Origin of the sequence: Streptomyces sp. NPDC059002, assembly GCF_042740435.1 — a bacterium.
Taxonomy (GTDB): Bacteria; Actinomycetota; Actinomycetes; order Streptomycetales; family Streptomycetaceae; genus Streptomyces.
On the sequence record NZ_JBHYJI010000013.1, the window covers coordinates 169,289 to 187,540 of the forward strand.

Annotated in this window: 8 protein-coding genes and 2 pseudogenes; 3 read left to right on the forward strand and 7 right to left on the reverse strand. The window is 67.6% G+C overall.

The features are described 5' to 3' along the window. Nucleotides 1-400 precede the first annotated feature (400 nt). Nucleotides 401-1,177, forward strand: a complete 777-nt coding sequence (locus tag ACFWZ2_RS15300) for a GNAT family N-acetyltransferase (protein ID WP_384545673.1) — start codon at nt 401-403, stop codon at nt 1,175-1,177. 18 nt (nt 1,178-1,195) lie between these two features. Here the strand turns inward: ACFWZ2_RS15300 and ACFWZ2_RS15305 are convergent, their stop codons facing one another. Next, nucleotides 1,196-2,119, reverse strand: coding sequence for an LLM class flavin-dependent oxidoreductase (locus ACFWZ2_RS15305; protein WP_384545675.1), 924 nt, complete (start codon nt 2,117-2,119; stop codon nt 1,196-1,198). Between the two features lie 131 nt (nt 2,120-2,250). On the opposite strand from ACFWZ2_RS15305, the gene ACFWZ2_RS15310 reads away from it, so the two are divergent. Further along, nucleotides 2,251-2,655 (forward strand): MerR family transcriptional regulator, encoded by a 405-nt coding sequence (locus ACFWZ2_RS15310; RefSeq protein ID WP_384545677.1) that lies wholly within the window; start codon nt 2,251-2,253, stop codon nt 2,653-2,655. Nucleotides 2,656-4,546: 1,891 nt separating this feature from the next. Here the strand turns inward: ACFWZ2_RS15310 and ACFWZ2_RS15315 are convergent. Next, nucleotides 4,547-4,960: a hypothetical protein gene (locus ACFWZ2_RS15315; RefSeq protein ID WP_384545679.1), complete on the reverse strand. Its 414-nt coding sequence runs from the start codon at nt 4,958-4,960 to the stop codon at nt 4,547-4,549. A 176-nt stretch (nt 4,961-5,136) separates the two neighbouring features. Next, a complete protein-coding gene (locus tag ACFWZ2_RS15320) occupies nt 5,137-11,409 on the reverse strand; it encodes an RHS repeat domain-containing protein (RefSeq protein ID WP_384545681.1) in 6,273 nt (2,090 codons plus the stop codon). A 380-nt stretch (nt 11,410-11,789) separates the two neighbouring features. Here ACFWZ2_RS15320 and ACFWZ2_RS15325 point away from each other — a divergent pair, with 380 nt between their 5' ends. Continuing rightward, a complete protein-coding gene (locus ACFWZ2_RS15325; protein WP_384545682.1) occupies nt 11,790-14,873 on the forward strand; it encodes an FG-GAP-like repeat-containing protein in 3,084 nt (1,027 codons plus the stop codon). A 120-nt stretch (nt 14,874-14,993) separates the two neighbouring features. Here the strand turns inward: ACFWZ2_RS15325 and ACFWZ2_RS15330 are convergent. From ACFWZ2_RS15330 to ACFWZ2_RS15345, 4 genes and pseudogenes are all read right to left on the reverse strand, one after another. Further along, nucleotides 14,994-15,512, reverse strand: a pseudogene (locus tag ACFWZ2_RS15330) (EF-Tu/IF-2/RF-3 family GTPase); the annotation flags it as partial. Nucleotides 15,513-15,653: 141 nt separating this feature from the next. Further along, nucleotides 15,654-17,459, reverse strand: a pseudogene (locus ACFWZ2_RS15335) (recombinase family protein); the annotation flags it as partial. Nucleotides 17,460-17,776: 317 nt separating this feature from the next. Further along, entirely contained in the window at nt 17,777-17,941 is a 165-nt protein-coding gene (locus ACFWZ2_RS15340) for a hypothetical protein (protein WP_384545684.1), read from the reverse strand. Between the two features lie 68 nt (nt 17,942-18,009). Further along, on the reverse strand, nt 18,010-18,252 hold a 243-nt coding region (locus ACFWZ2_RS15345; protein ID WP_384545686.1), incomplete at its 5' end, for a hypothetical protein.

The window sequence follows — 18,252 nt, forward strand, 5'->3', positions numbered from 1 at the left end:
GCCGGGGCCCCGGCACCGCAAGGCCCGGCGGCCACCAACCCCTCCCACGCGCCCCTCCGGAGACACCCGCCACTCGCGTACGAACACGTCAGGGCGGCATATGTAATCCACGGCCCGTCTTGAGCAGGGCTCCTGCGGCCGCTTCGATGGGACACGTGAACAGCGAGTGGCTCCTCCTCGACCGGCCCCCTCATCACGTGCCCGGCCCTCCGCAGCGCCGCCCTCGGCTCGCGGGCATCCGCTGACCGCCCACGCCTCCGCGCACCCGGGCGTACGCGACACCGCGCTGCTCCCGCGCCACGGCACGCCACGCCACGGCAGGCATCACGCCTGCCGGGACGGCCGCCCACGTGGCCCGCCCCCGCCCGACACCACTCCACGCTCCGGTCTAGAGGACCTGATGATCGAGATCGCGCCCCGCCAACTGTCCGCGTCGGCCCACTGGTTCCCCTCGGACGATCCCGGCCCCGGCCCCATCGGCGAACACGCCCTCGCGACCGGCGTCGGCCACTGGTGGGCCGACCGTGCCGTCCGGCCGCAGGTCATCGCGGTCTCGTGCGCGGGTCACGCCGTACTCCGGGGCGATCCCGCCAACCTCACGCCGCAGGCCCTCGCCCCGCTCGCGGACCAGCGCATCGACGCGCCCGCCCGCTTCCTCCCCGCCCTCACCGCGGCGTTCGGCCAGCTGTCCTCCTGGGACCGCATGGCGTGGACCCAGCAGGCGGCGCCGCAGAAGTGCACCACGCCGCGCGGCATCACGGTCCGCCGCCTGGAACCCGCCGACACCGACGCCCTGCACGCCCTGAGCCCTGACGCCGCCTGGATCTCCGCGAGTTGGGGTGGCGCGCTGGGGCTCGCCTCGTCCGGCCACGGATGGGCCGCGGTCGACCGGGGCGGACACGTGCTGACCGTCGCCTGCACCTACTTCCGCGGCAGGCGCTACGAAGACGTCGCCGTCCTCACCGCCCCTGACCCCCGCCACCGTCGCCTCGCCCTGGCCTGCGTCACCGCCCTGACCGCGGACATCACGGCGCGCGGCCACACCCCGAGCTGGAACTGTTCGGCTCTCGACCGCGCAGGCCGCCTCCTCGCCTGGACCGCCGGATTCCGCCTCGTACGGGAGTACGTCCACTACGCGACGCGAAGCCCGGAACTCCACGAACTCCTCACCACGTAGGGGCACTTACGCTGCGGCTCAGTCGATGAGCAGCCCGCGGACCCGGGCGAGCAGATCGTACTGGCGGCGCAGGCCGTCACCCGACAGATTGACGACGAAGGTACGCGCACCGGCCCGGCGGTATTGGTCGAGCCGTTCGGCCAGCTTCTCGGGCGGCCCGCTGACCACCAGGCGGTCCGCCTGCCGCTCGGACAGCCCCCGCTCCCCGGTCAGCGAGCGCAGGAAGCGGACCAGACGCCGGTGGCCCCGGCGGCTCTCCTCGGGGTCGGTGCTCAGCGCGGCGAACACCGTGGTGCCGACCTCGGGCGCCGGAACGCCCGCTTCGGCCGCGAGGGCCGCCAACTTCGCGGCGCTCTCGCCCAGTTGCGCGGGTTCGAGCAGCGAGGCGAGCCATCCTTCGCCGTGGTCGACGGCGCGCCGCAACGCGCGGTCGGACATGCCGCCCACCCACACCGGCGGCGCGGGCACGGCCGGTCCGAGCTTCAGCACCGGCTCACCCGGCACGGTCAGCAGCCTCGTGGGCCGGCCCGCGAACAGATCGGGCAACGCCCGCAGCATCACATCGGTCCTGCGGCCACGCCCGGCGAACGGCACCCCGCCCACCGGCCACTCCTGCGGATGGATGCCCGCGCCGACCCCCAACAGCACGCGGTTGCCGGACAGATGCTGCAACGACGACAGTTGCTTGGCCGCCCACGCCTGCTGCCGCAGCGCCAGCAGCATGACCCCGAAACCGATCCGCACGCGCTCGGTGACCGCGGCGGCCGCGCTCAGCGCCACCACACTGTCCATGAACGGAGTGCGCGCACACAGATGGTCGCCCGCCCACACCGTGTCGAGGCCGACCTGCTCGATGTGCCGGGCCAGCGAGGGGATCTTGCCCATTCCCCCATCGCCACGCCCGACGAAGGTCGGAAGACAGACACCAAGATTCACCGGCATGGGGATCCCTTCCCGTGGAGACGTCCGGGCCCTCACGCACCACGCGGATGCGGCGCCCTGCGACGAGCAACGAACTACGAACGACGAGACCGACCTTGCCCGCTCAACCCGGGTTGAGTTCAACTGGCCCGATGGACGATCTGGCTTCGATCAGGCAAGTCGCCGACCACTTCGAGCTGCCCGTCTCGACGCTGCACTACTGGGAGCGCCGCGGACTCATCACACCCCGACGACGCTCCGGCCGACGCCACTACACGGCCGACCAGATCTACCGGATCGCACTGATCCAGCTGTGGCGTACGACCGGTCGGATGACCCTCGACGAGATCACCGAAATCCTTGCCGAACGCACGGACACCCCCGACTGGCGCGACACCGTCACCGCCCGGATCGCCGCCATCGAATCCCAGATCACCCAACTGACCACCGCCCGCGGCTACTTGCGCGACCTGCTCACCTGCCCCCACGACGCCGCCCCCGAACACTGCGAAGGCTTCCGCGCCCGGATCACCCTCCCCGCAGCGGAACACCGGTGACACCGCACTCGGGCGACGCTAATGGCCACTAAGCGCCATCCAGATCGCACCTGCACCCGCTGTCGCAGCACATAGGGCAAGGGAAATGTCAGCAAGCGCGCACCGCGTCCAGCGGACATGCGGGGCCCAGCTGCGCTCAGCGGCGCACACCCTCCAGCCCCTCTTTGCAGTAGAAGCTGGCCGCTGACCGCACCAAGAATCTCACTCTGAGCGAATCACTTCGGACATTGATTCCATGTGACGGAGGTCGTCGAGATCAATCTCCCTAAAGGAACCGGCAGGCCACGCCGGCTGGTTGGCGATCCATGGAATAGTCACGGAGCCGTCACGGGCTCCGCCGGACAGCAAAGCGCCCCCAATGGGCACCGGCAAGCCTCGAAACAAATCGCGCGTCTGCCCATATCGCATCGGCAGCCCGCCTACGGGTTCAGCTTCGCCCTCGCAAGATTCAGGGAAAAGTACGATCCATGGAGCTCCTGACACATAACTGTGCAGCAGTACGTATCTCATGCGATGACTCGGGGGTTGCCTCGCGCCCCTCGCCATGCACCACGCCTGCATGCATCTGGAAAGGGCCATGACTGCCCAGATGAGCGTGAGCAAGGGCAGGAGGAAGATCCAGAACAGAACGTCCACTTGGGGATGCTGCGCCCTGACGAGCAGTGCAGCTCCATCCAGGCCGAGAACCCCGAGCAGTTGGCAGCGCGCGCCCCACTTGTCGGAGTCCTCGCACCCGGAATCACATGACGCGGCGCGCATCCCGCTCTGGACGCATGGTCGATGCCATAATCCCGCGGCACCTCGCGTGGCTCGCCGCAGCCTCCGCCATCGTCGCGCCGCCCGGTCGGTCTCGCGTGTCGACCGCTACTCGTACGTGCATGCCGCCCCATCGGCGGCCCCGTCCAGCCGCCGACAATTCGGGCCATTGGAACCTTCGCCATTCCTTCGGTAGCGCACGCGGTGAGCAGCTGCAGCAGCACTAGGGCGGCGATGTTCTCTTCCGGATGACCTTCAACGGAGCTCCATTACTGCGTTCTGACAGCCTGAACGATCTCCGGCGAGAGCGTCAAAATTCCGGCAGCTATCCAGCCGACTTCAACTACCCGCATGGTTCGAGGAGTAGCTCGCCCGGTCGGCACATAGGCGGTAACCAAACGAAAGAACCTCTCGGAAATCCCCTACACGTTCAACGCAAAGAGAATTCCCATTGGAGCGATGAACGCAGCCCCGCAGCAGAGCATTCATATCCGCCTGCTGGTACTTTCAGTAGACTTAGCGATCTCGTTCACCGCGACTCCAAGAAATCCACTCCAGGGGAGGCCCCATAGGCAGCCGATTCTGCGCCCTCAGGTATCACTGCGATTGTCGCCGCCCCCATGCTGGCGGCCACTTCGGCCACCCTTTGAGCTAATTGCGCCGCCAAGCCCGACGGCAATTATCACGGGAACGACAATGTCGAGTGGGCCGGGGAGAGGGCGAGCCGCAACGTAAGCCCCGATGACCACCAGGGCACCGAGGGCCATCTTCCAACGCCTACCAGTCGGGTAGGTAGTCCCCATGCATGCCCTCCCGCCTCTTCTTTACCGTTATTTTCATCTTCAGAGCGATGTCCTGGTCTGCATGGCGCTGGCTGTCGTAGCGAATTTTGGCCCTGCGTATCTTGCTGCGATACCGCCACCAGCCCCCGATATAACGGTCTGGATGCAGAAACTGAACCAACTCCAGTTCTTTTTACCGGCATTTGGCACGATATAGGCACCTGCTCCAACACCCACGCCTACCGCGACTCCGCACACCACTGCGGCTCCGCACGCGGCACCAGCCAGGAAGCCGTCGACAACGATCCGGTGCGGGCCGCGGCGGTTTCGCCCTCCTGGGTGTAAAAGCGACGCTAATTGCCGCTAAGCGCCATCCAGATCACGCCTACACCCGATGTCGCGGCACATAGGGCAAGAGATATGTCCGCAAGTCCGCACCGCGTCCAGTGGCCATGCGGGGCCAGCTTGGTGCCGCTCGCCTCGTGACCTGAACGCAGCCAAATTCCGATCTTTCGCGCCGCTTCGCCACTCGTGCCCTTGAAGCGGTCGACGAGAGAGCCACCAAAAGCGAACACCGAGATAATTCGGTCCTCGTCGAGCTGCACCTCCAGCGTGCCGTCATCACTGACCGAAACGCCACGGATTGCCATTTTGGGAACAATATGGGTGCGTAGCGGATTGATTACCAGGAGCACGTCGTTACGCAGCACAACTTTACAGTTTGCGACTCGACCGGCCACCCCGGCGAGAAGCAGGGCGATGGGCACACCCTGCCATCCGGTTCGAAACCCACTCACGGAGGTAACTCTCCACACTGCCGCGAGCATTCCAACCCCGAGACTCGCGATTACTATCCCGAAAAAAACAGGCCAGGAGCGGCGCCGGAGTACAGTTTGATCCATTTCGGCCAGCATCGCTTTCTCCTGTCCCGCCCCATCTGCGCTCAGCACCATCCGGGCCCATTTCCTGGACTTGCCGCGCCGACTCCGCAGAATGTTAGTGAATTTCCGAGATTGAGACTTATGTTCGCTTGAGTTGCGCCCCAGTCGACCGTCTTTCGATATCCGTAAATGGTGACATTCTTCATTTCGGACACAGTCTTGACGCGTTTCCGGCTCACGAAAGCCGAGCCTCGCCAGCTTCCTGCGAGCCCTCTTGCGGCGACTCCTCCGCCGACCGTCCATGCCAGGCTTTTGCCTGCTGCAGCATAGTTCCAGCTCCCTGTTGTCACGCCATCGCCAACGAGAGTCGCCGCCACAACACCCACGCCTACCCCTGTGCACAGCCCTGCCGAGACGGCTGCACAGGTCACGAATCCCGCGGCGGGAAGCACTCTGTTCTTCCAGCCGTCCCAGGTGCCAAAGGTGTCGTGGAGTCCGGACTTGGTCTGGCTCCAGGCGGCGCCGAAGTTACCGTTGCGGATGTTGCCGAAGATGCCGTCCTTCTTGCGGCGCTCTGCCTGGGCCCTCCTCTCCGCTTCCGCGCGGGCCTTGGCCCTGGCCTGGGCCTGCCACTGGGCGCGGTTGACGGCGGACTGCCGGGCCCGGGCCCGGGCGTGGCCGTCGTCGATGAGGTAGTGCGAGGGGTTGGCGCGGTACGCGCGGTATCGCTGGCGGAAGACCTTGCCCTTGCGAGGGGTTTGCTTCCAGACCCATTTGCCGTTGCGGTAGTGGTAGCCCGCATACATCCCGCGGTCGGCTCCCCACGCGGCGTCGCCTTGAGGTCCGTGGTCGGTGGGGCCCAGGGGGCGCAGGCCGTCGGGGTCGGACTTGGTGAGCGGGCTGTTGTGGGCGTAGGAGTAGGCGTTCATCTGGGCGGGGTCGTCGGGGTCGTTGACCGGGTCGACGGAGAGGAAGCGGCCCAGGGCCGGGTCGTACTCGCGGGCGCCCAAGTGCACAAGGCCGGTGGGGTCGTTCGTGCCGCCGACGAAGCCACGGGTACCGGGCAGGGAATCCCCACCCGTCGAGCGGAGCCCGCCGAAGGGGAGTTGTTTGCGGCGGGTGAGGGCGAGGGTGCCCATCGCCACGGCTGCCATGGAGGTGCCCTGGTGGTCGGAGAGGAGGAAGGAGAAGCCCTTGTCTGTGCGGACGGCGACGGTTTCGCCCTCGTGGGTGTAGTAGCGGATGCCTTCCTTCGCGCCGCCCTTGGTGACCTTCAGCTCGTTGTCGCCGGGCAGGGTGAGGGTCTGGCTGCCGTCCGCGTCCTCGGTGATCAGGCGGTTGCCGTCGGCGTCGTAGCGGTAGCTGGTCTTCTTGCTGCCCTCGGTCAAGGTGGCGAGGTGCCCCTCGTCGTCCCAGGTGAGGGTCTGGCCGCGGTCGCCGAGGGTGCGCTTGGTGGTGTTGCCTGCCTCGTCGTAGCCGTAGGTGTTCTTCTGCCCGTCGTCGGGGCCGCCCTTGACGGTGGCTTCCTGCACGGCGTGCGGCAGGCCGGTCTTGGGCTCGGGCTGGGTGTAGGTGGTGGTGGCCCCGGACTTGTGGTCGGTCTGCTCGGTGCGGTTGCCGATGGCGTCGTACACGAAGGACTGCCAGTAGGCGTCCGGGCCGCCGACCGTGCTTGCTGATGGCGCGGTGCCGCAGTCGGCCTTGGCGGTCCATGCCTCGGTGAGCTGTCCCAGTGCGTCGTGGGTGAAGCACTGGGTGTCGGTGGACTTGGTCTCGTCCTGGCCGCTCGCGGTGGTGATGCCGGTGACGTTGCCCGCGTCGTCGTAGGTGTAGGTGGTGTCGTCGATGCGCTGCGGGGCCAGGTCACGGTCGGTGGTCTGCCGCGTCATACGGCCGGTGTGCTCGTCGTAGACCTGGGTCTTGTAGACCCTCTTGCCGAGGACGCCGAACTGGGTGCGCACCGGGCGGGAGAACACGTCGTGCGAGGTGGAGTTCACCAGCGTGATGGAGCCCGCGGTCGTCGTCTGAGGAAGGTTCCCCTCGCCGTAGACGGTGGTCTGGCGCTCGCTGGGCAGGTTGCCGACCTTCGGGTGCTTCATCCATTCCTGCTGACCGGTGTATTTGTTGTAGCCGAACGTCCAGGTGTAGGTGCCTGCCAGGTCGCCTGCCCCGTCGGGGACCGTGACCGTGCTGGACAGCGGCTGGTAGAGATCGTCGTAGCCGGTGGTGGCCGAGCGGTACTCCTGGCCGTCGATGTAGCGGGTGCTGCTGGCGGGTTGGCCCTTGGCGACGGTGTCGTAGGTCCACTTCGCCAGCAGGCCGGTGCCCTTCTTCAGCTCCGTCTTGCGGCCCAGCTCGTCATAGCCGGTGCTCAGCGTGATGTTCCGTGCGTCCGTCGTGGAGATCGGGTTGCCGAGCTTGTCGTACCTGGTGCGGGTGACACCCTTGTCGGGGTCATCGGCCGTAGTCTGCTGGCCGCGGGCGTCGAAGGTGTACGTCCAGGTGTTGCCGGCCGGGTCGGTGACCTTCTCCGGTTCGTCGAACTTGCCGTAACCGTACGTCGTCCTCTGGGACTTGGTGCGCTCGGCATCCGTGTACTGCAGGCGTTGGACCGTGCGACCGCGGGCGTCGGTGACGACGGTGGTGGCGGTGCCGCCCCTGGGCGGGACGACCGTGGTGCGGTCGCCTCCGTACAGCGTCTTCGTGCGCCACTGTTCGTCGCCGTACGTGCGGGAGATCGCGTCGGTGACCCGGCCCATTCCGTCGTAGACGTTCTCCGTCATCGCGGGCACCTTGTTGTCCGCGCCTTCGGCCAAGGCCTTGGAGGGGGCGCCTTCGGTGTAGTAGGCGGCGTACGACTTCCAGGCGAAGCCGCGGGTGTCGTACCGCGTCTCGGTGACGATGCGGTTCTTGGTGCCGATGGCCGGGGCCTGGGTCTCGCGTGCGCGCATCAGGCCGTCGTAGAGCTGGTAGCTGGTGGCGTACGAACCGTCGTACTGGAGCGACTTGGTGGCCACCGCGTTCGCGGCGGTCCTCGAGATCGTGTAGGCGTACTCGGCGGAGGGCTGGGCCGCATGGTCGGCCTTGGCCCAGCCGGGGTTCCAGACCTTCAGTGTGCGGCCCAGGCCGTCGTGGACGGCGTCGGTGCGCTTGGCGTTGGCGTCGACGGTGGCGGTCGCCACGCCACGGGCCGGGTCGTAGGTGGTGGTCGTGGTGTGCTTCAGCGCGTTGGTCACGGTCGTGGCGGTGGGCGCCTCGACGGTCGTGGGTGTGTACGCGGTCGTCGAGGTGTTGCCGTCCGCGTCGGTGTCGGTCAGTTCGCGGCCGTGCTGGTCGTAGCTGTGGCGGGCGGTGGTCAGATGGCCGGTGCCCTTGTCGTCCTGTTCGTCCAGGCGCGTCACGTCGCCCTTGGTGGGGGCGGTGTCCAGGCTGGTCGCGTCGTCGTAGTAGTGCCGTTCGGAGGAGATCAGATCGGCGGGCAGCGACGGCGTCTTGTCGCAGGCCACGGCGGTCTTCTTGACCTCCTTGACCAGGGTGAGGAGGTTCTTGTCGGCGTTGCGGGCGTAGCTGGTGGTGGTGCACTCCTCGTCGCCGGACTTGGCGATGTCGCCGAGGTCGGACTCGGAGGTGGGCAGTCCGAACTCGTCGAAGGTGCGCTCGCTTTGGGTCGTGCGCCAGCCGCCCGCGACGGCGGTGCGGGTCTTCTCGCTCTTGCTGCCGGTGGCGTATGCGGTCAGGGCGGGCAGGCCGCCGCGCGCGTGGGTGGCGGTGGCCGCACCGTGCCAGGGGGTGTAGCTGGTGGTGGTCTCCAGCTTGCCGCCCACCCCGTTGTAGGTGGCCTCTTCGCGGGTCATGCCGGCGAAGGCCTGGTGGTCGGTGACCTCGATGCCTTCGTGGTCGGCGACCTTGGCGCCGTCGATGCCGCGGAAGTAGCGGTACTCCTTCAGGGTCTGCTTGCCCTCTGCGGGGGCACCGGTGCGGACCTGGACGCGGCCGTAGCCCTTGCGGTCGCCGTAGGTGAGGTGCTTGGCCTTGGTGAACTCGTCCTCGTCCTTGGCCCAGGCCATGCCGTCCAGGTAGGCGTAGTCGGTCTCCTTGACGGGGGCGCCGCCGGTGTTGTCGGCTTCCAGGACCTGGGTGGTCACGTAGGTGTGGAACCAGTCGAGGTAGGGCTCGTAGTCCGCAGCCGGGGCGTCCGGCGGTGACCATGTGACCGGGTAGCAGCGGCGCTTGTTCGCCGACGGTCTTGGCACGTCCCCGGCCTTGCAGTCGGGTGCGGAGTAAGTGACCCCGATGGTGCCGCCGGACTCGGTGTCGATGCCGTAGACGCGCCAGCGCACCAGCGGGGGCACCGGGTCGGGCTTGCCGCCGGTGGTGGCGCCCTCGACGCGGTTGGCGAGCTGCTGCCCCTTGAAGGTGACCGGGGGCAGGGTGACGTCGCCGGTGCCGGTGTGGCCGGTGCGGGTGACCGAGGAGAGCCACAGGGCCGGGTCGGCGCCGTCCCCGGTGGCGGGGAACTGGTGCTTCAACTCCCAGGAGTCGACCGGCTTGTAGGCACCGCCGGTCAGGACCGAGGTGGAGATCTTCGTCAGGCGCTTGCGGGTCCAGAAGGAGGGCGAGTAGCGGTCCTTGCACTTCTCGCCGGCCTTGCAGTACCGGTCGAAGGGCACGTCGGGCCAGTTCTTCGCGTGCTCCTTGTCGAAGGTGGTGCACTCGTTCAGGCAGCGCTCGGCGACGGTGAAGTCGACCTTGCCCGCGGCCTTCTTGGCGTACATGCTGCTGGAGCGCAGGCCGTACTCGATGCGGTCCAGGTAGCCGCCCCGGTCATACGAAGTGGCGGTCGCTTCACCGGTGTTGGGGTTGACGTTGCGGCCGTAGTAGTTGGTTTCGGTGTTCCAGTAGTAGGCCATCGCGTCCCCGTGCGGGTCCACGACGTAGTCGAGGTTCCACCGCCAGGCCTGCTGGCACCACGAGTCCTTGTACGCATCCGCGTGGCAGGGCTCGTCCTTGTGGTTGCCGAACACCGGCACCGTCCATGTGGAGTTGGTCTGCGCCTTCCCCTCGCTCCAGCCGGGCAGCCGGTGGTAGCCGAAGTAGTAGCGCGTGCCGTCCGGGGTGGTGATCCGCCAGTACTCGCCGTTGTCGTCGCCGTTGCCGCGCTCCTTGCTGTCGAGCTTGACGGCCTTGGTGCCGTCGTCGCTCTCCAGGTGCCACTCGCCCTTCTTGTCGTCCCTGACCAGGGTGTTGGTCTGCCCGCCCAGGTTCAGGACGGCGTTGTCCTTCTTCCAGCACTGGTCGCCGCTCTTGTCGGTGCCGTTGCCCTCCTTGGCGTCATCCGCGCAGGAGACGTAGCGGCGCTCGATGTAGCCCGGCTCCATGCTCCAGCCGTCACCGATCCAGTTCGCCTGGTTGTTGGTGGCAGCGGTGCGGCCGTCCACCGACTGCGAGCTGTACCGCAGCTTCAGTTCCGGTTCGGTTCCGCCGGGCACCTCGGGGGTGTCGATGTCGTACGACCAGGTGAAGCCGCCGTTGGACCCACCGGCGGACCAAGAGGCGGACGGGGCGAGGGAGCTGGCCCTGAAGTCGCCCGCGGCGCCGGAGGCCGCGGCGGAGACGGCCAGCAGAACCGTGCCGTCGTGCGCGGCAAGGCCGCTTGCGGAGCGCGTTCCTGCGGGGGCCTCGGCGACCGGAGTGGCGCTGTCCGGTGCCGCGGTGGCCGGTGCGGCGGGCAGCGCGACGGACGCCGAAAGGGTGCCGTCCTTGGTGTCGTTGTCGGTGTCGAGCGCCTGGCCCTCCGAACAGCCCTTCTTGCCCGGGGTGGTGAGCGCACACTCCGGCAACTGTCGCAGTGTCAGGCGCGAGGCCCAGTCACCGCCGAAGGCGTGCCGGAAGCCGGAGTAGTCGACGCGGATGTCCATCGCGCCCTTGGTGCCCTCGACCGGGCGCACCGCGAGCAACACGCCTTGGACGCCAAGGGACTTGGCCGCCTTCTGGTCCAGGACCTGGACCTGCGCCTGCTGAGGGCCGACGGCCTTGGCGCGGCCGACGCTGACCGGAAGCGTCCCGGGGTCGGCCGCGGCGCGCTCCGCCTTCGGCACGGCGACCGTGACGGTGCCCGCCTTGGGCCAGGCCGTCTTCGGTGCGGCCTTCCAGCGGTGCTCGGCCGTCCGGTCCGGCTTGGCGAGCGGCTGCTTCTTCACCGGGGAGGTCGGCACCGGATCCGGGTTCCCCAGCTTCGCCAGGGTCAGTTCGGCAGCTGCGGCCACCGGCCCGCCCAGCAGCCCGGCCACGAGATAGGCCACCAGTGACACGGCGACCCACCGAACGGCCCTCATCCGTCTCCCGATCGCACGATCGGGACGCCCGACCACCCCTGCCCGAGAACCGGACACCAGCCCACCCCACAGAACGTTCACGTTGATGAAGATCTACGGAACCTAGCAGTCGAAAAAGGGACCTCAACCTTCAATTAAAAGGCTTTATAGAGCCGTTACTTTCATGCGGCACCCATACATCATCTCCGCCTCTCAGAACAGGCCTGAACCAGGAAGCGTGTGACAACTTGCAGCTCAAGCAGTGCTTTTGAGTCAGAGTCGAAGGGTGTTCAACCCTCGCGCAACCCTTCAGGATGCTGAATTGTCGGCGTTGTAGCGCACACGATTTCTGTGCAGAAACTTGCGAAGGAAATGTAATGAGAGTCCATCAGAAACGGCGGATGAGAACCGTCCTCCGCCGTCTCCCGCTGGCCGCTGCCACAGTTCTCGCACTGACCGTGCCGCTCTTGGCGGCCGCCCCTGCGACAGCCAGGCCCGCCACTTCGCCCCCTGCTGAGGCCCTGACCGACCGGGGATACACGGCCGAGGAGAGCCAGGCCCTCACCGCGGCCGCCGACACCGGCGAACCGGTGGAAGTGGCTTCACGGCGCACCGAGGCATCCCAGGTCTTCGCCAACCCCTCGGGCACGTTCACCGAAGAGCGGTACGCCACCGCCCAGTGGGCCCGCCAGGGCGGCAAGTTGGTCGACATCGACACCAGCCTGCACCGGGGCGATGACGGGAAGATCGCGCCCAGGGCCGCCACCGTCGGCCTTGAGTTCTCCGGCGGGGGAACCGGTCCGCTGGCCACCATCACCCGCGACGGCCGCAGCATCTCGCTGACCTGGCCCACCGCCCTGCCCGCGCCGAGCGTCGCAAAGGACACCGTCACCTACCCGGACGTGCTGCCCGACGTCGACCTGAAACTGCGGGCCGGCGCCTCCGGCTTCGCCCAGCTCCTCGTGGTCAAGTCCCCTGAGGCCGCCGCCAATCCCGGCCTCAAGACCATCGCGTACGACATGTCGAGCAGCGGCGTGAAGGTCACCGCCGACGCACACGGCAACCTCAGTGCCCGCAACCCCGGCGGACAGGAACTGTTCACCGCGCCCACTCCCCGCATGTGGGACAGCACCTCCAGCACCTCCGGAGCGCCGACAGGCCTGAAGGCCAAGACAGTCGCGGACGAGCCGGCAGGCCCCCAGGCCACGGACGAGTTCGAGCCGGGGCACGGCGCCCAACAGGCCGCGATGCCCGTCCAGGTCAAGGGTGACAGCCTCGAACTCACCCCGGACCAGGGGCTGATGACCGGCAAGGACACCACCTACCCGGTCTACATCGACCCCTACGTCGAGGGCTCCCGCCACTCCTGGACGCTCGCCTACAAGAAGTACCCCAACAGCTCCTTCTACAACGGGGCCGGCTGGGGCGGCTCGGGCAAGTCCACCTCCACCGCCCGCGTCGGGTACGAGAACGAGACCAACGGCCTGGGCCGCTCGTACTTCCGCATGAACACCAAGAACCTGTGGAGCACCAAGAAGCAGGTCATCAGGTCCACCTTCCGGATCAAGAACACCTGGTCCTGGTCCTGCACTTCCAAGCCGGTCGACCTGTACCGCACGGCGGCCATCGGTTCGTCGACCACCTGGAACAACCAGCCCGACAAGCGGGAAAAGCTGGACACGGTCAACGACTCCAAGGGCTGGGGGTCCAACTGCCCTGCGGGCAACCTCGCCTTCGACACCACACGAGCCGCCAAGGACGCCGCCTCCGGCAAGTGGAACACCATCACCCTGCTGCTGCAGGCCGACAACGAGAAGGACGTGTACGGGTGGAAGAAGTTCTCCGCCAAGTCCGCGGTGCTCTCCACCGAGTACAACACCATCCCCAACGCGCCCTCGGGCCTGGACACCATCCCCAGCACGAAGAACCGCAAGGGCTGCGGCAACGCCGCCCCCTACGGCATCATCGGCAACACCGACGTCTACCTGACCGCCAAGGTCGGCGACAAGGACGGCGGCACCGTCAAGGCCCAGTTCCACCTGTGGGCCACCGGACACCACGACGACGGCCCCAAGGTCTTCTTCGACAAGACCGTCTCCGCCACCTCCGGCACCGTCGCCAAGATCAAGGTCCCCAAGGCCACCCTCGCCGCGTACGTCTCCACCGCCGGCGGAAACTTCTCCTGGAAGGCCCGGGCCAGTGACGGCAAGGCCAGTTCCGACTGGACCCCCACCCTGGGCGCGGCCGGCTGCCGCTTCGTCTTCGACCCCAACCGCCCCAGCTCCCCGCCCGGCATCACCTCCAGCCAGTTCCCCGACGGATCCGACGGCTGGCCCGTGACCACCGGCAGCGTCCGCACCCCGGGCACCTTCACGCTCTCCAGCGGTGGCGTGAAGGACGTGACCAAGTACGAGTACTGGACCGACACCAACCCCACCGTGCGCACCGCCACCCCCAGCAGCACGGGCGGCAGCACCACCATCAAGTTCACCCCGACCGCCACCGGCGCCAACTACCTGTACGCCCGCAGCCTGGACAAGGCCGGCAACAAGTCCGACCGGCAGCCCTACCTCTTCTACGCCAACGGCCCCAAGGAAACCGACAAGCCCGGCGACATCAACGGCGACGGCAACCCCGACTTGTGGGCCATCGACAAGGACAGCGCCCTGCACCGCTACTTCGGTGCGGGCGACGGCACCGTCACCGACGCCACCTCCCCCGCCTCCCACTCGACCTGGAGCGGAGCGAAGATCACCCACCGCGGCGACTGGACCGGCGACGCCTACGAAGACCTCATCGCCCTCAACCACGACACCGCCACCAACACCGACCGGCTCTGGATCCACCCCAACAACGGCTACGGCTTCGCCTGCACCAACTGCGCGGGCGACGACAGCGACCGCCGCGAGCTCACCGTCTACGACGAGGCCAACAGCCACTGGAACAACGCCGACCAGATCCTCGCCATCGGCGACGTCGACGGCCCCCTGGACATCGACGACGACGGCGCCCCGGACACCGCCGGCCACCCCGACCTGCTCGTCAAGGAAGGCGACCTGCTCTGGCTGTACTTCGGGGCGGCCGACCATCGCCTCGACACCGACCGCGAGCCGATCCTCATCGGCCAGGACGGCTGGCAGAACATGGACCTGTTCGCCCCCGGCGACACCAACGGCGACGGACGCATCGACCTCGGCGCCCGCGACCGCACCACCGGCGACCTGTACGTGTACCGCGGCACCGGCGACAACGGCGACGGGCTCGCCGACCAAGCGGCAAAGATCCGCACCGGCCACAACTTCGGCACCACCGGTGTCCCCCTGATCACTTCTCCGGGCGACGCGGACGGCAGCGGGAAGGCCTTCGACCTCTGGTTCACCCGCAGCGACAACGCCCTCTGGAACTACCTGGACATCGGCAGCGGAAGCGGAACCGGCATGTCCAAGGTGAGCGACGGCTGGAAGGGCTACCAAGCGATCAGCTGACCCGGACGCAGCACGGCACGCTGTGCGGCAGGCAGTGCGGCAGGCCGAAAGTGCCGCACAGGATTCTCCGACCTCGTGCAGTACCGGCGGTACCGGTACTGCACGAGGCCGACGCTCGGTCTAGCCGAGCACCTCGCTCACCGTACCCGCGCCGACCGTGCGGCCGCCCTCGCGGATGGCGAAGCCGAGGCCCGTCTCCAGCGGGACGTCACGGCCGAGCTCGACCGTCATCGTGACGGTGTCGCCGGGGCGGGCGACGGCCGCATCGCCGAGGTCGACGTCGCCGACCACGTCCCCGGTGCGGATGTAGAACTGCGGCCGGTACCCGGTGGCGATCGGCGTCGTACGGCCGCCCTCGCGCGCCGAGAGGACGTACACCTGCGCGGTGAAGCGCCTGCTCGGCCGTACGCTGCCGGGTGCCGCCACGACATGGCCGCGGCGTACGGCGTCGCGGGGCAGCCCGCGCAGCAGCAGCGCCACGTTGTCCCCCGCCTGCGCCTCCTCCATCGGCTTGCCGAACGTCTCCAGGCCCGTGACGACGGTCTCCGTGTCGGCGCCGAGCACCTCCACGCGGTCGCCGACGCGCACCGTGCCGCGCTCGACGGCTCCGGTGACGACGGTGCCGCGCCCGGTGGGGGTGGTCAGCTGGGGTTCCTGAACGGCGCGAATCGCCAAGCGGGGATCGATCCGCCCTTCCACGAGCAGTGGCGGGAGTGGCCGGGAGTGTGGCACCGGTGTGGATTCCGCATCGGAAAGCCGCTCCATGGCCGCCTCCCACACTCCCGACTTCACCCAGCGGTGAAACCGAGACTTATAACCCTTGTCCTGCGGCCAAGGCCGCCCCGTGCGCGCCTTGTCCAGCACCGCCGCGACGACGTCACGCTCTGGCAACCGATCAGTGCGTCGATAGCGGTGGTCCGCAGCCAAGACGGGTTCGATCGCCGCCCAGGCATCGTCCGTGAGCACCGGCACTCGTCGCGACCGATCCCGGAACCACGCGGTCACCGAGCAGTCACCCGTGCGCGACCGCGCCACTGCATGGGCACAGGTCACCCGGACATGCAAAAGGTCGAGCACTTCGGCCTGCTCCTCCGGGCACATGTCCACGAGCTTCTTCCGGGCAATTTGGGCAAGGGTCTGAAGGTCACGCGCGCGTTGATCAGCTGCCTCTGCCTCCTGCTGCCAGGCGATGACTTCGGACTGCAGCTTCTCCAACTCAGCCAGTTCCGCAAGGAGAGGCTTCAGCGCCCGTTCCACAGCCGCCTCAGCATCGCCTTGCGGCATCCTGCGACGGGCCGCCTGCTTCGCAGCGACGGACGTCGCCAAGTCGATGGCACTGTTCTGCTCTTCGATCTTCTTGTCCAAGGACGCGAGCCGCGCTGTTTGATCCTCGAACGAGCCCAGCGCCTGAGCTGCCCAGTCGTCCGCCATCACCCGCAGCCGATCCGGGTCGCTGAGCAGCTTCTGGACCTCGCACCAAACCGTCTCCTCGAGGTCATCCGCATAGATTCGGGGGCACTTGCAGGCGCTGAACTTCGAGTGGGACTCGTTCTTTCCCGCACAACGGTAGAAGCGGACCGCCTGAGTAGAGATCTCAACTCCCGTGTAGTGCAGGCCGCAAGGGCCGAAGAGCCGTCGGGAGTACGGATACACTCTCCCGCTCCGCCCCCGGTTGCTTCCACGACGCCGCCGCGCGAGTGCGGCCTCCAGCGCTCTGATCTCCTCAGGCTTGAACACAGGATCCAGATCTGTTGTGACGGTCGACCCGTACAAGGCCCTTCCGTCAGGCCCCGTCTTGGCGCGGGAAGGGTTTCGGAACACGACTACCGGATCTGCCATGGCTGCTCTGAGACGCTGCAGCAGGTTGTTGTGTCGCCAAGGGCCCCGGCGGCCCTGGTACCCCAAAGTGTTGAGTCGGGCCGCGGCCTGACGGACGTTCAGATTGTCCTCCACGATCAGCCGACGGGCCTTGTGCAGGACCTCGTACTCGTGCGGCCGGTCGCATGCGCAGACCTCCTCGGGAAGATCCAGGACCAGCCGAGACTCGCCCTTCATTCCCTTGTTCTCGATTCGGTAGCCGTAGCGTGGCTCGCCGCCGACATGCCCACCGTCTTCGGCCTTCTCCTGCAGTCCGTTCTGGGTCCTGGTGCGAATGCGTACGTACTCCTTGAAGGCATAGTTCGCCTCCTCACGCATGGCCGCTTCGCCGTCTTCCGTGGTGTTGTCGATGTCCTTGTCCACTACGGCCACGGAGATGCCGAGGTCTTGGAGCTCCCACACCCACCGCCAGAAGACCCGGTCCTTGCGTCCGATGGCGCGCGTCTCTGCGACCACGACGACATCGAACGGACGTGGGGTCTGTCGGGCAAGCGCCATCAGGCGAGGTACGTCGTCCCGCTCCTGCCAAGGAAGCGAGCCCGTGACGCCCTCATCCTTGAACGTGTCGACGTGCTCCCATTCCTTCTTCTCGATGTACTTCTTGGTCTTCTTACCGGTGTAGGTGATGCCGTACCCCTTGGCCTGCTCCTCCGTGGACACCCGTAGGTAATCCACCGCACGAAGAGCGGGCGTGAGAACCTTGGACATGTCGGTCCTTCCGCGACTGGCCTGACCCCGGCAGCGCTCCACCGCCGCCGGGGTCGCTATGAACGCGCGGATCGTAGCTCCGAACTACCCCTGATTACTGGCACCTTGATGGTCCCGACATGCTGCGGGCAGGGCTCTCCGGTGGTTGCCGAAGAGCAGGCTCAGCAACCGCGCGTAGGACTCTGGGTCGGGCTCTTCCGCGATGTGCCACGAGACGCTGGATTGCCCGCCGCAAGACCCGCGCTCGGTCTCCGACTCGCCGCCACTCGGGCCCTTGGCATCACCCCCCTCCTCACCTCGCGGCAGCGGCTTGGCGGTCACCAGTCACCACCACACCACGTGGCGGACAGACTGGCGTCGAGAAGCAACTGCTCCAGGGCATGGGCGGCTTGTTGGGGGACCACGCTGTTGCCGAGGAGGCGGAGCTGGGCGGCTCGGGAAAGGCCCGGCGTGCCGGTGACGTGGCCGTACAGCCCCATCATCCAGCCGACGAACTCCGCAGAGAGACGACGTGTGCCGGGAACGGTGGGGCTGGGAGCGGCACACCCAGTCACGTGCTCCCATCGGCGGATGGCGGGCAGGTACTCGCCCCACCAGCGGGCAGGCGAGTGACTGCTGTGCGGAGGTTCATGCCGCCCTTGCGTTTCGGGGTGATGCCCGCGCCGCCGTTGGCATCCGCTGACGTCGGGGTGGGCAGCAGCGGCGTGACCTCGCCACAGTCGACCTGTGCACCCGCAGCAGACAGCTCCGCCGCGGTGGACGCCAGGGTGAGGCCGCCGTTCCTGTACCGCTG